12 protein-coding genes are annotated in these 14,428 nt (G+C 45.3%); 6 read left to right on the top strand and 6 right to left on the bottom strand.

Annotated elements, in window-relative coordinates; translation table 11 throughout:
- Positions 1 to 42: 42 nt before the first annotated feature.
- A complete protein-coding gene (locus AC4BAP_RS06725; protein ID WP_490581856.1) occupies positions 43 to 1,440 on the bottom strand; it encodes a hypothetical protein in 1,398 nt (465 codons plus the stop codon).
- A 142-nt stretch (positions 1,441 to 1,582) separates the two neighbouring features.
- Here AC4BAP_RS06725 and AC4BAP_RS06720 point away from each other — a divergent pair, with 142 nt between their 5' ends.
- The 6 genes from AC4BAP_RS06720 (at position 1,583) to AC4BAP_RS06695 (ending at position 6,068) form a co-directional block, all read left to right on the top strand.
- A complete protein-coding gene (locus AC4BAP_RS06720; RefSeq protein WP_490581855.1) occupies positions 1,583 to 2,602 on the top strand; it encodes a macro domain-containing protein in 1,020 nt (339 codons plus the stop codon).
- A 271-nt stretch (positions 2,603 to 2,873) separates the two neighbouring features.
- Positions 2,874 to 3,749, top strand: coding sequence for a tetratricopeptide repeat protein (locus AC4BAP_RS06715; RefSeq protein WP_490581854.1), 876 nt, complete (start codon positions 2,874 to 2,876; stop codon positions 3,747 to 3,749).
- 225 nt (positions 3,750 to 3,974) lie between these two features.
- The gene (locus AC4BAP_RS06710) at positions 3,975 to 4,478 is read left to right on the top strand and encodes a hypothetical protein (protein ID WP_490581853.1); all 504 of its coding nucleotides are present in this window, start codon (positions 3,975 to 3,977) and stop codon (positions 4,476 to 4,478) included.
- Positions 4,479 to 4,583: 105 nt separating this feature from the next.
- Positions 4,584 to 4,805, top strand: a complete 222-nt coding sequence (locus AC4BAP_RS06705) for a helix-turn-helix transcriptional regulator (RefSeq protein WP_490581852.1) — start codon at positions 4,584 to 4,586, stop codon at positions 4,803 to 4,805.
- The gene (locus AC4BAP_RS06700) at positions 4,792 to 5,124 is read left to right on the top strand and encodes a HipA N-terminal domain-containing protein (protein ID WP_490581851.1); all 333 of its coding nucleotides are present in this window, start codon (positions 4,792 to 4,794) and stop codon (positions 5,122 to 5,124) included. The genes AC4BAP_RS06705 and AC4BAP_RS06700 overlap by 14 nt, the downstream gene beginning before the upstream one ends.
- Before the next feature lie 119 nt (positions 5,125 to 5,243).
- A complete protein-coding gene (locus AC4BAP_RS06695; RefSeq protein ID WP_490581850.1) occupies positions 5,244 to 6,068 on the top strand; it encodes a HipA domain-containing protein in 825 nt (274 codons plus the stop codon).
- A 672-nt stretch (positions 6,069 to 6,740) separates the two neighbouring features.
- On the opposite strand, the gene AC4BAP_RS06690 is transcribed toward AC4BAP_RS06695, so the two are convergent.
- The 5 genes from AC4BAP_RS06690 to AC4BAP_RS06670 all read right to left on the bottom strand — a co-directional run bounded on the left by AC4BAP_RS06690 (position 6,741) and on the right by AC4BAP_RS06670 (position 14,174).
- Positions 6,741 to 7,676: an ADP-ribosylglycohydrolase family protein gene (locus tag AC4BAP_RS06690; RefSeq protein ID WP_490581849.1), complete on the bottom strand. Its 936-nt coding sequence runs from the start codon at positions 7,674 to 7,676 to the stop codon at positions 6,741 to 6,743.
- Between the two features lie 4 nt (positions 7,677 to 7,680).
- Positions 7,681 to 7,881, bottom strand: a complete 201-nt coding sequence (locus AC4BAP_RS06685; RefSeq protein WP_490581848.1) for a DUF4236 domain-containing protein — start codon at positions 7,879 to 7,881, stop codon at positions 7,681 to 7,683.
- 506 nt (positions 7,882 to 8,387) lie between these two features.
- Positions 8,388 to 11,735 (bottom strand): DEAD/DEAH box helicase, encoded by a 3,348-nt coding sequence (locus AC4BAP_RS06680; protein ID WP_490581847.1) that lies wholly within the window; start codon positions 11,733 to 11,735, stop codon positions 8,388 to 8,390.
- A 149-nt stretch (positions 11,736 to 11,884) separates the two neighbouring features.
- Positions 11,885 to 12,580, bottom strand: coding sequence for a hypothetical protein (locus AC4BAP_RS06675; RefSeq protein WP_490581846.1), 696 nt, complete (start codon positions 12,578 to 12,580; stop codon positions 11,885 to 11,887).
- Positions 12,581 to 12,701: 121 nt separating this feature from the next.
- A complete protein-coding gene (locus AC4BAP_RS06670; protein WP_490581845.1) occupies positions 12,702 to 14,174 on the bottom strand; it encodes a sigma 54-interacting transcriptional regulator in 1,473 nt (490 codons plus the stop codon).
- Positions 14,175 to 14,428 lie beyond the last annotated feature (254 nt).

Here is a 14,428-nt window from a genome sequence, read left to right as displayed (position 1 = left end):
AAAAACAGAGGTGCCTAAATATACATATAGGCACCTCTGTTTTTACTGAAGATCTAAAGCCCCAACATTTTCCAATAGCTCTGTATTAAAAGGTAATCTTTTATGTGCGTCATCAACCAGGCTATCCATATCCCGGTACCAGTTGGCTTTGGTAAAATCTTCGTACTCGTGGTGTAGCTGGTGCATTTGCTGTAGGGCAATCATTACCTGGTCCACCACCTTAAAAAGTTCTAATGTCTTCTCACGGTCAATAGCCTTGCCTGCATGCACAAATTCGCTCCGCAGCTTATACATATCAGACATAGCAAAGTAATGCGGTTTAAACTCTACCCCTAAGCGCTTAAAAGTAAGTATAGCCATACGGTTCTTCAGCGTGTTAGATCTGGCTTCTTCAGTATCAGCGTTAAGCACCGCGTCCAGGCCAGCCGTCAGGTTTATAAAGGCATCGGAAGTACGGTCGTCCTGCAAATGTATGGCAGCCGTAGTGGCAAAAGACTTCAGCACATCGTGCAGGTGCAAAAATTCACTCTCTTCCCTTTGCTTCATTTCCTGGTAAGCTTCTACAGCCTGGTTTACATGCTCAATGCTATGGCGCCAACCGTAGTGTATCTGGTGGCCAGCTGTTCTAATAGGTATCATCCAACCTTGTTGGGCATTGCCATCTATGTGCGTAAACATGGTAAATTGGGTGCCATCACCTAAGCCCATCTCATAAAAAATGCGCTTGTCATAAAAGGCCATACCAAATGCCACAGCATCTGCCAGGTCCTGGCTAAACTCTTCCCAAAACTGTTTCCACTTCAGTTCGCTCAGCGCTTCAAAGTATACATCAAACACAAAATCACGGTACCCATCCGGCAAGTATCTATACAACTCCAAAATGTTAAGTACTTTTACTTCCTGCTTATCGCGCTGTATCGCCAGGAAGTCTTCCATTACCAGTTCATTCAGTTTATTATACTTAATGTATCGTTCCCAGTAATCGGTGGTAGGTATGTTACGCTTGATGGTATTCTTTACATCCTGCAGTTTAAACTTCCCAAACAAAAAGCGCTCTAACTTCAAGTACTCTTTTTCGGCATAGTTTACCTTCATCGGAAACACCATCTGTAAACTTGCCCTGGTAAAGCATTTCTCTAATTTATCTATGGCTGTGCGGGCGCTGCCAGTTACTTTGTAAATGCTAAGGAAAAGGAAAGTATAAACCTGCGCCAGCTCTTCGCTATACTTATGGCCAGAGTTTGTGTATACCTGCTCTACATCTTTTAAATAATCAGTATAAGTATAACCATCAATTTCTTTAGGGTAATACAGACTGAGGGATGGCCTTACATGAGTTCGATCATACTCATCCCTTGCTGGCATTTTAGCTTCAAATTTCTTCTGGATATAATCAGGATTAAAGCTTGTTTGAATGTGTTGGAGGTAAGCGGTTTTCATTTTATACAGATGTTAAATATAGAGCATACAATATACTAACCTATCTTCCAATTATAAAGTCATTAAAGCCGATATAAAGGTGAAGTCTAAAGCAGCGTTAAAAGTTTTTGATTAGTTTTACTCTACAAAATTTTTCAATTCTATGCCCCTAATCAACTTCATCGAGATAAAAACCAAATCGGGCTACAGCGAGTTTGAGCTGCATGCTGCCGATATTACCAACTTAGGTTTTGAGGTAGATCTGGTTGCTTTCTCGGCTTACAAAGGCAGTTATGTACCAACTCCGGGTTCGGTTATCCGGTCGTTTTATGAGCAGGGTATAGATGTGGAAGCTCTGGCCGAACAACCTTCGCTGGACCTGCGTGATAGCTTCGGCACTTGGGTATCAGAGCCCTTTGAAAATAAGAACTTTAAAAATCTGATCTGTCTGGAGATACGTGGTACGGGTTTCACGTTTGAAGAAGCCATTCGTAGTTTGTTCTCTGTACTGTCGGTGTTGGAGATTAAAGGTTACCGTAACAAAACCATTGCTTTGCCCATGCTCGGCACCGGTAGCCAGCGTATTAACCCAAAAGAAATTGTGCCAATACTGGTAAACCAGGCATTGGACTTTTTAATGCATGCCCGCTACCTGAAGAAAATCATTTTTGTGGTACACGATGAGGAGCAGGCCAAACAATTAAACGAAGTGATGGATGCCGTGCTGGGTCGCAGTAACGTGCGCGTAGCAAACGGCCCTATGATTGATGGACTGAAATCGGAGATACTTCGGGAGCTGGGAAAGATAGAAACATTGGGAGTGGCAGACTATCTTGTAAAGGAATTGAAACGCATTATTACCGGCGAGTGCAGATCTTTTGACCTGGGTGTGAACTCCCGAAAAATGGTAGAGTTTATATTATCTGACATCTCACCTGAATATGGTCAAAGTTATAGTTTACTTCATAACATCCGTTTATTAGACAACTTGGGTATAGCCAAGTGGGTGCAGAGCTATATGCATGTACTGCGTGAATTTGGTAATGCAGAAGCTCATAGTGCCACAGCCGCAAAACGTAACCCAGAAACCATGAGTGCAAAGGATTTGGAAGTATGCTTGTTTTGCCTGCAACGGGTCCTGGATTTTTATGTCAGCTATAAAAATCAGTATCAATTGCTGTAATATTTACCGCCACATCAACAATACCTAGCCCACAACTAATTCTAAGCCCTGTTTTCTGCTAATCTCAACTTTTGTATATTTATTTTTGATATATATTAAAAATAAATATATTTGCTCTTGAAATAACACTCATAGAAAACCTATCTAATATGATGTAGTTTATAAGTAAGGTGTTACTGCACACAAGAGTTTAACAATTTCCAATGCCTTAAAAGTTGATCAAAGGGATCAACGGGGTTGGTATGTTCAAAAATGTTAAACTTTTTCAATTATGTGCAAGCCAGAAAAATACCTTATTGCTACTTCATCTAACTCAGCTAACTGTTACTTTGAAAGGGGCAAAGCCTTTGATGCTCAGCAAAATTGGCTACAGGCAATTATTTGCTATACTAAAGCAATAGAATTACAGCCTAGCAATGTAGTGTACTACATAGAAAGAGCTGAGTCGCTTATCATGGAAAATGAACTTGGTCATGCTAAGAGTGACTATGACCAGGTACTAAAGCTACGCCCTACTGATGATTACGCCTACTATAGAAGAGCTACCCTAAAAGTCGAGCTCGGCAAAGAAATAAGTGCCCTTAATGATCTTAACAAGGCAATCGAGTTAAATGATGAGGCCTACGAATACTTTGCACTTCGTGCTGAGCAGTTTCTCAATAATAGTGCACACACAGATGCTATTGCTGACTTAAATGCAGCCATTAAGCTAGTGTCGTCAGATAAGGAAACTTCTCTTAAGGTGCTGGAAGAGCTTTACCTCAGAAGAGCGCAGGTAAATGCTTTAGAAGAAGCATGGTCAAGTGCGCTGTACGATTGCGAGCAGGCTCTGGCTATGAATCCTCAGCAGGCAGATTACCTTGTTCTTAAGGGATTCTGCTATGCAGGCATGGGCATGGATAATGAAGCTGAACGTATTCTAAAACAGGCTTATATGAAAGCTGATACTGCGTATGATTATTATACCTGGCTATCTACAAAGAGAAGCTTTATACTTGATGATGCAGGTGAAATGGAAGATTTGAATGAGGCCATTGAAGTCTATAATAAACCGGAGTCTTATGCTCTTCGCGCAGAGTTGAAAGCACGGTTAAATGACATTGAAGGTGCACTTGAAGACTATAAAGAAGCTTATTATTTAAAATAAGTTGAAGCGATTTCCTGGAGCACTCATTTCGAATGGGTGCTCCAGGAAATCAACCATTTCAGATCTAAATCAAATTAACAAATTGTAACCCGTACCAAATGATATAACTCCATTTAGCAGCTACTGCTGCTCTGCACACAAGATTTTAACAATTTATCCATCACCTGAAACCGTCTAAAGTGCGGCAACAGGAGTGGCATGTTCAAAATCTTAAACATTTTTGTTATGTGCAGAGAAGATTATCTCAACTTGCCGGCTGTAAAGCCCATCCGCTACGTGTACCACATCTCCCCCGCCGAGAACCGCGACTCCATTGATCGCCTCGGCATCCTTTCGCGCAACGACGTGCGCTTCGGGCCAAAGTTCAAGTACCCGCCTGCCGTGTTTGCCAATAACCTGGACGCGCTCAACAACTTCTTCTGGTGGCCTTTCTTTGAAGAAATGTTTGATTACGATGATCCTAACTACCTTGATTGGTTATACGACATCTGGGAGATCGACACGCCTCTGTGCAAGAGTATCTGGTACTCAGACCCTGGCCTGTTCAAGAATAATGATCACATCTTCACCTTCGATGACATTCCGCGTGAGGCCATTCGGCTGGTACGCCAGGAGCCAGCGGAGCGGCGCGTGAGGTACTGTGATGGAGTGGCATCTACCTACATCTGGAACGGCCTGGTAACTGTATTGCCACGGAGGCCAAGGTATTTGCTGCCTTGTGCAAGGTAAATTTATACCTTATCGGGTATAGAAACAGCTTACATAAACTTATCTATACCCGATAAGGTATAAATTTAAAAAACATCGTATATTTATACCCGAAAGGGTATACAAATGAAACTAGCAAAGTTTGTAAAAGAGAAACGGGCTGCCGCACACCTAACTCAACCTGAACTGGCTGAGAAGGCAGGCGTAGGCCTACGGTTTATAAGAGACCTGGAACAAGGTAAAGAAACATTGCGCCTCGACAAGGTAAACCAGGTATTACAATTATTTGGCTTCCAGGTGGGTGCCTTACCTTTAAACCGGACAGAATTGTTAAATGAGAAAAGCTGAGGTAAAAATACGTGACGCTACTGCAGGGTGGCTTACACAAGATGAAAATGGGTACCATTTCCTGTATGATCCGGCATATCTCGCCTCTGGTGCACCCGATCCGGTTAGTTTGACGTTGCCTTTGCAAAACGAACCATTTCATAGCAACGTGCTTTTTCCTTTTTTCGACGGGCTTATACCTGAAGGTTGGTTGCTGGACATTGCCGAAAAAAACTGGAAGCTGAATCCACGTGACAGAATGGGGCTGCTCTTAGCCTGCTGTAAAGATTGCATAGGCGCTGTAAGTATACTCCCTATTATTGAAGAAGTAGGACCATGAAGAAGTGTCTGTACTGTTACCAGATCCTACCAGCTGGGGAAGGTGATTTTCACCAGGCCTGCAGCAGAAAAATTTTCGGGCAAAGCACGCCTCCCCTTCTACCCTATAGTGAAACCCAAATGGAAGCATTGGCTGAGCAGGTGGTACGAAGTCAGATAGCGGTTACAGGTGTACAGCCTAAACTGTCATTGGAGATAAGTCCGGCAGCACAACCAAAGGAGCCGGGGCGCTTTACTATTGTGGGTTTATGGGGGAACTTTATCCTTAAACCTCCTACCCCTCACTACCCTGAGTTGCCCGAACTGGAAGATGCCACCATGCACTTGGCCCGCATAGCCAAAATAAATACGGTACCACATAGCCTGATACGGCTACAATCTGGCTCGCTGGCTTACATTACAAAACGCATTGACCGTACTCCGCAAATGAAACTGCACATGGAAGACATGTGCCAGCTTACCGAAAGGCTGACAGAAGATAAGTACCGCGGTTCTTATGAACAGATAGCTAAGGCCATCCTGAAGTATTCTGCGAACCCGTTGCTGGATGTCGTTAACTTTTACGAACAGGTTCTGTTCTCTTTTCTAACTGGCAACGCTGACATGCACCTAAAGAATTTCTCTTTGTTATACCAACCCGGAATGGGTCCTATACTTGCCCCGGCTTACGACATGGTTGCAACGGCTGTTGTTAACCCGGCAGATGATGAAGATTTAGCTTTAGCCCTAAATGGAAAGAAGAAAAAAATAAAGCTCCAGGACTTTACAGCCGCATTTACTACTGCTAAGCTTGGCGCTAAACAGCAGGAAAACATCTTTAAAAAGATGGTTCGCTCAAAAACCAGGTGGCAGGAGTTTATTGATATAAGTTTCCTGAGTAGTGCTTATAAGGATACCTGTAAAGAAATTATTCAGGAAAGGTTCTCGCGGCTGGGCCTGAAATAACAAGGACTGTAAAATAACTTGCGCTACGGGAACGAAGCCGAAAGAATACCCTGCAGGTTTGCCCTTGCCGGAAGGGCCGTTAAGTTCTAAGTTTTACCACTACCATGGCGCAAGCGTTCAGGCCTTATCATGTCCCACAACTTTTCAGGAACTGAACCGGATATACCAGAATTGTCCCCTTGAGGACAAGTGAGAACGGTAGTTCGAAACCTCCGAAGGGCGCCTCATAAGGGTGTTTACACCTGATAAAATATCTAACCTAACTGATATAAAGCAACTTGCTTCGTAGCTTTATACCCCTGCGGTCCTCTCAAGTGCAGGGTCGTTTCATTCTACTAATTGCTGGCGCGGATCTGTGATCCGTGACTTTATATCATGTTGGATCTGTGATCCGACTGGGCCAGTCATAGATCCCGGGCTTGACTCGGGAAGGCCCACACTATAGCCAGTCACGAGCGAGGAAGCCTTATCCTGTCCCATAACTTTTATGGAAAAAGCCCTTGTTTAGAAGAATTGTCCCCTTGAGGGCAGGTCCGTTTCATTCTATTTTTTGCTGGCGCGGATCTGTGATCCGTGACTTGTTATACCGTTGGATTTGCAATCCAACTGGGCCAGAGGCCCAGCTATAGCAGGTCACGAGCGAGGACGCTCGCGCCATAGACACTATGAGTCCTAATAAGATTCAGACATCGACTTTTCAAGCAGTATCTCAGCCAGAGAACTTATACCCTGCTTATCATACACCACATCCAGCCAATGCGCCGGTATACCATCCACCCCATAATAAGCACCAGCTATCTGCCCGTACACAGCACCTGTGGTATCTGCATCCTCTCCCAAATTCACGGCCAGTAAAGCACCTTCTTCAAAAGAATTACTATTGTAAAAGGCCCACAGCGCCGCCTCCAAAGATTTAACCACATAGCCGCTGCCTTTGATATAAGGTGGATCATGCTCCTTAAAGGAACCCTTGACTACTTCTTCTATTTCCGGAGATAGTTTATACTTTTGCCAATAGTCTGAAACAGGACTGAAAAGTGGCTGAAGTAGCTCTTCTTTACTCCTGTCTTGCAATGCACCAACTATTATTCCTGCCATATACACGCAGGCATCTATAGTAGTTTTTACTCCATGAGTGGTACGAGAGCTGTCAGCGGCATACTTCAGGGCAAGCTCTGGCTGTTGGTAGAAGTACAGCGGCACAGGAGACAGGCGCATAATTGAGCCGTTGCCGGCTGAGTTAGGATTGGTTGACCCGCTGTAGGGCTCTCCGGTTCTTTCGAAATTTGCTAAAGCACTATAAGTTGCATTGCCTATGTCAAAACATCTGCCGGTACTGCTTCTATACCCTTCCCGCAGCCAACGCACATAGCGCTCCATCTGGTCTTTCGGGTCAAAGCCGTTGCAATGGATCAAACTATCTGCCAGGCAAAGCGCCATAGAAGTATCATCGGTCCATTGGCCCGGCTCCAGGTCAAAGGGCCCGCCGCCTATTATATCGGTAATCGGGTCAAAGCTGCCTGGTTGGGTAAATTCTAGCGTTGTGCCTAAAGCATCTCCAACGGCCAGCCCCAACAGACTGCCCTTAAATCTTTCTGCTATATCCATTTTATTATTTGCTCTTGTTTTTACTGCCTATGTATTTACGAAAACCAGCACCCGTACCCGGCACACCACCACTTACATAAGTTTTGCCAGCAGCTGTTTTACCTACCCGGGCACCAGGTACACCTACACTTATCCCTACCCCACTTTTAGAGAAGCTTATCCGGATCGGGCCGATGTTGATTGATTTGCGAAAGAAGAAGGCCATAGTTCAGTTTTAAAAATGATGTAAATGCTATCAACTTAAGTATTTGCTCTTCGGGATTTGTAATCCCGAAGTATATATTATGAGGATTTGCAATCCGATTTATCACCAAAATTGCTATAGGAAGCTCGCAGGGATGAAAGCGGATTAAAAATCCTGATAGTAACCTGCTTTCGGATTGCAAATCCGAAAGAGCTTTCGGGCTTACCCTTAGCCCTACGAGGAGCCGATGCGTTTTATACTTTAATTTGCTGGTACGAGCGTCTTCGACTCGTGCCATAAACACAAAGTTTTAATGAAATGACTGCCCTTATTCGTTGTTGATATTTGAGACACGGCTAAACTTCCATACTCTTCTCGCTTGAGAATATCATACCAACCCCTAAAACTTAGCTTAAGCACCGCTATTACAGTTACAGCAGATCAAAAAGCAGCATAGTCTATCAGAAAATGACAGGAAAATAGTTAAAAAAGGCAGGAGAAAATCTCTTCCCCTGCCCTTCTATAGTTTAGATCTGCTCCAGGTTTACATAACCGCCGGTTTCCTGTATGTAGTCCAGCAAGTTCCGGTAGCTGCTGCTGGCTCGTAGCACGCTTTCGCAGCCAATTACTACTACCTGTTGCTTAGCGCGAGTAAGAGCTACGTTTAATTTGCGGTCTACTTTGCCATCCTCGGTCAGCGACTCCAGGAACTTCATTTGCTTCCCGTGGTTCACAGCGAGCGATATGATGATCACATCCCGCTCGCTTCCCTGGAAGCGCTCTACTGTGTCCACGTCCACCTCCTTCATAATGGCTTCCTCCACGGTACCGCTGCGCTTTATAGTGGCTATCTGCGAACGGTAAGGTGTAACAACGCCTACACTATTCCGGCAGAAATTATCAGCGTATACTTTATGAACTGTTTTGATGAATCCGGCAACTATACGAGCTTCAGCTTCGCTTACTTTTGCTTTGGATTCGCGCGGGGCAGGCACAAATATCAGGCGGGATTTCGCCAAGGCCCGCTCATACTTGTTATCCGACGCTGAATTAAAGGTAGTTTGAGCATCAAATTGTTTACCCGGGTAAGGCTGAAGTCTGTTTTCGTAATACTCACGGCTAACATAAGCACAGATGTCGTGGTGCATACGGCCCTGGCGGGTAAGCATACCATAGGCATTATCCCAGCCATTGGATTGGCAGGTAGCCAGCAAGCGGGAGAACAGCGAATTTTTCAGCGACCTTAGATTGAACTTCGTCAGTTCCGGGTCTTCTACTAAAGTATACTTATCGGCCTGTGTCACAACGGCAGGCAATTGCTTTTCATCTCCAATCAGTATAAAACGACCGAATAACGGAAGTATACCCACCAGGTGCGGCTCCAGCAGCTGCGAGGCTTCATCAATGATAACGGTGTTAAATTTCTTAAGCTTAGCAATATGATTGAAGCCGCCGAAACTTGCCTGTGTGCACACAAAAATGCGTGTCTCTTCTATCGCATTGTTTAGCTCAACTACTGATTTCTGCTCGGCCATTTTATTAAAGCAGTTGGCTGCAGAACCGCTGCGTGAGAGACGGATGTGGGGCAAACCGGCCTTATCCAGGTGGCGGCAGATCTCTTCCACGGCGCTGTTGGTAAAGGCCATTACCATAATGTTCTCATCAGTACTATCAAACAGGCTCTGAACCATGTTGCGCAGCATGTAAGAAGTTTTGCCTGTGCCCGGAGGGCCCTGCAGCAGGAAGTAGTCTTTCGCGCTAAGCGCACGTTGCAACAGTTCACGCTGCTCGTCAGATAAATCGCCGGCAACGGTATAGTTTAATGTACCGAACTCAGGGGCACGCAGGCCAAACAGCAGATCGCGTTTGGTTTTTGGGGCCTGCAGAAAAGCTGCCAGCGACTTATACATATCATCAAAGCCTTTCTCCATCAGGTCACGCTCCAGGGCCCAGTATGGGTGCTTCTTAAAGTAATCGGCGTCCATGGTCTTTGAGCGCAGGGCCACCACCACTTCGCGGTCAGTAATGCGCTTGATGTTGCATTTCAGGATCTGGTGTTTGATAGCAGCTTGCTCATCGCCTTCTACCAGCGGGTAAAGGATCGTAATATCGCCTTCGCGTAGGTTACTCATCTTATCCGACAGTAGGCCACGCTTCAGGTATACTTCGCTGTGCTCTGTCAGCTTCTCAAACTCCAGGTAATCAAGTATAGAAAAAGTATTGCGCTTCTCATTCTGGGTAGAGCGCCACAAAGCTGCAAAGCCTGGAGTGCCTTCCACTTCATCGCTTCCTATTTTAGCTGTGCGCTGCTCGCGGGCCACAAAACCTACAAAATCGCGGAAGTAACGAAGCTCGTAGGGTTCGGCGTTCTTCATAGCAGCCCATATTCCCTGTAAAGGTTCTTCATCAAAGCTCGCGCGGGGGCCAAAGTTTTCGGGCTTAAAGCGTGCCAGAACTTTAGCAGGGTCTTCGGCCAGCAAGAATTCATTCAGCACCACCAGGTTGCGAAGCATCATCAGTTCCTGGCGTAACTGCCCCGACTCGGCATGGTTACGCAAAGGCCGCCCTTCGTTGTTAGCCGGGTTTGAGTATAAAATGGCGCTATCTCCAGTACGGCCCGGGAAAGTAGACTCGAGCAGCATGTTGTAGCATTGTACCTGAGCCTTGTTATTCCCCCACAAACCACCGTTATAGTTTATGCCTGGCGCACTACCGCTCTTCAATTCCACGATATTCTTTCGTTTCTCATCCGCGGGGTCCTGGGCCATCATGTCCAATCGGCCGTGTAGCCCGAAGCGGGTAGAAAAATACGTTGGCTCTATCAGCAGTTTATGCTTTTTGTAGTTTTCGAGCACGTTTGCAATTACAGCCGTATGTGGCGTTGCATCGTTGTGCATAGTATCCAGCATGGTCGGGTTAAAGCGGCCACCCTGCTGCGATACACATAGTAACCCAAAAGCCTGCTCGCTCATAGGCTCAGTCCGTATATCGGCCTGGGTTGTGTTAGGGCTGAGTGCCAGCCTGTCCAGGATGCTGTTGGCTACGTTACCCAGCATCATTTTATAGTTAGATTCCGACTGCTTGAATTTGCCCAGCAGGTAGATGTTATGGTTGATGCCACCACGATCAAAGCACTCCGCCAGCTTAGATGCCTCGATCAGATAATCTGGCTCTACTACCATAATACTGGTAGGTCTGGTGCTGAATACATTTTCTGTGCCTTCGTTGAGCTGAATATCATAAAAAGCGACGTGAGCAAATTTTGACAACATCTTTCCGGCGGTGGCAAAGTTATCCAGCCACTTGCGATCCGGGTCGGTAGAACTATAAAGCAGCACCGTTATATCACCATACTCCCCGGCATCGCCGCGTAAGGTTGTTTTATTAGGAACCGCCGGATCGTGCTGCACTTCGGTAACTATGAGCTCCAACTCCTTTATATGCGTGTGGTTGCGCTTATACTTTCTGCGGTAGGTTAGCTCAGGCCTGTCGTTAAAGCGGGTATGCAGAGCTTCCGGGATTGGCTCACCTTCAAAATGGCTGATGGCCAGGGAAAGTGCACGCATGCCTGTCAGCATTTCGTCGTCTGATACATCGGCGCCAGCCGTGTGAACTACATCGTTAGCCTTTCTTCTGAATCCGTTTATCTCATCTCGTATGTCAGAGGCCACGTTATACTTATCAAAAACGTAACTTGACCGGCTGAACGTGCTCTGAAAGTATTGCTTTTCCTGGCTGGTTAACTCTTTAAATAGAGAATCAAGCACAGCCCGGAGGTCTTTAAATTTATCAGTTTTCTTAGGCCCGTCGGCAGCTTCTATGGATAGGATCTGGTCGTAGTAATAGCGTGCGGATTCAGGGGATAGAATGCTCATTTGTTTTCAGTTGGTTTGATATGATGTTGTTAAACTTCAGCCTAATATAAGGATATTACAATGTCTGCATTTAAAATGAGTCTTCAAAGCTGCACTTTGATGTTGCGCATCTTATCCATGGTAAACTACTGATACACAACCTAAAAAAATTAACCCAAACTATCTTCTCGTTTGGGCACAGTATTAAGCCGCACCCATTTTCTTGCATCGCGTATCTGCTCACTAAACAGCTTCCGGACAACAGGTATAAAGGCAAAAGGCGCAGCACCCAAGAAGTCCGCACTTTGCACCTGCTGCACAACCTGGTAAAGGAAAGTGGCCTGAATAGCTGGCAAACGCAAAGCAGCATAGGTAAACAGGTCCTGCACTTTAGGGTCAGAAAGAGTAACAGCCTGCAACACTTCACTTAATTGTTGCGGCCATTGTGGTGGCGTAGAATGTTGCAACACAAAGTTAAACCGGCTTTGATCGGAAATTGCGTTATCCTCAACCTCAGATAAATACCTGTAACAAAGCAGACTTAAAAGTATGGGCTGATACCATTCCGGCAGATCTTCATGATCAGTAATAAGTGCAGAAGTATAAGCACGATGTACTGCCACCACAGTTTGCTTCAGGCTATCTGGCCAGCTGGCTGCTCTTATCAGCCCACGGTGTTGCAGCAATTGCAGCGGATTGGCAGCTACCACCCAGCATATCTGTTGCCGAAGCAATTCCACGGATTCAGAAGTTTGCAGTCTAGTGGTAAGCAGACGGTAAGCTATTTCGTATGCTGAAAGCGGCGTACCCGCGTCATAAAGTATAAAACGGATCTGGTGCAGCAGGCTTTCGTTATCAGGCATCATCTTTAAAGTTGTTTTGCCCGACAATTGCAAACCTGCTACCAAATCAAAAAAGAGTTTAACAGCTTAAATAAGACACTAAAAACTGTCAATATTTATTCTGATGTGTCAATTACTGACCCGCTTATACTTCTTCCAATTCTGTTTCGTCAGTCATTATTTTATACAAGCGTAGCTTTTTCTTTAAGGTATTTTTGGAGATACCCAAAGCCAACTCTGTATGAGTAAGATTTTGATTCTTCAAATGATACACCCTGATAATGTGCGCCTTCTCTACATCATCAAGCAGCAAGGAATGGTCAGCATCGGGGTGCCGCAGCCGCTTTGGCAGATCTGCATAGTTTATCTGTTCATCGCAGAACACGTAAAGCGACTCTACCATGTTCTCCAGCTCCCGCACGTTGCCCGGGTAAGTATAGTTTAATACTGCAGCAAAAGCTTCTTTTGTAAACTTTAACTCTTTAGGTTTAGCAAACTCCACACGCTTTACTTTAATAAAGTGCTCCAGATATAGCTTTACTTCTGCAACTCCACGGTCACACAGGTTTGGTAGCTCCAGCTCTGCTACGGCCAGGCGGTAATAGAGGTCCCAGCGGAAACGGCCTTCTTTACACATTTGCTCCAAAGGCGCATTAGTGGCAGCTACTACCCGCACATTTACTTTCTTAGCCTCACCCCCTATCGGTTGTATCTCCCGTTCCTGCAACACCCGCAACAGCGTCTGCTGCATCTGCGGACTTATATCGCCAATCTCATCCAGGAAGATCGTTCCTCCATCGGCCTGCTCAAACAAGCCGATACTGTCTTTATCAGCCCCGGTAAACATGCCTTTTTTGTGGCCAAACAGCCGCGACTCTAGTAAGGTATCCGAAAGAGCCGAGCAGTTTATAGCCAGAAAAGCAGCATTATGGCGAGCCGACATCGTATGGATATGTTTTGCCAGGTGCTCCTTACCAGTACCGCTTTCCCCGCGTATGAGCACAGTAACACGATCGGTTTGGGCTACCTGTTCGGCCCGTTTATAGACAGGCGCTATACTTGGCGTTAAAATGAAGTGACTATCAGTTTTAGGCTGTGTTGTCTGAAACTGCTTTATCGTAGCGGAAAGAGGTGTTTGGCTACGCTCGAAAGAGAGTTCTTCAAGACGTGGTTGTCCGTTGTTAAATTTTGCTTCGCTGGTCTGGATCAGGCGGGTATTTAGCCCAAGCGACTGATGACAAATGAACCAGCTAAGCTGCATGATGGAAGTACCAGGCGAAAAGAAAATATCGATCTCATGTTCCCGCAAACTTAACAGCAACTCTTCTACCTTCGGTTTTATCTCGTCTAAGCTGATCACGCGCTTCACTTCCAAAAGCCTGGCCTCTATGGCAGCATCCGGCTGAATGTGGAGCAGCGCATTTTCCAGCCTTTCAACCCATTGCTCCTGATCTGTTGAAGAATATAACAACAGGTGTTTATCGTAATTACCTGATCTAAAGAAATGCTGGTAGAACTGGCAATGTGGGCCAGAAGCACTTACGGCTTTAAAACTATTGTTTTCATAGCGCTCGAAATCATGGTTCCGGGCTACCCAGGATATTAAAAGTTTGCTCATAGCTGATACAGGAAAATACTGGTATAAATTTACAAAAAGCTACCGGCTAAAAAATTTAAAACCTGAATATTCTATTTATTGCATATTTTTCTAAATTTGTTTCTATACTGACTTAGGTAACTCCTATGCCGGTTTAGCTTACACCTACTCGCTTACCTGAACACACAAGCCTGTCATATTCTGATATGCCTGTACAAAATCAGACACCCACATTCAATTACAAAGTGGGTTAAAGTGGTTTTGCAGCATATCAG

This window comes from Pontibacter sp. GD7, assembly GCF_058216375.1.
This window is presented reverse-complemented; position numbering and strand designations above follow the sequence as displayed.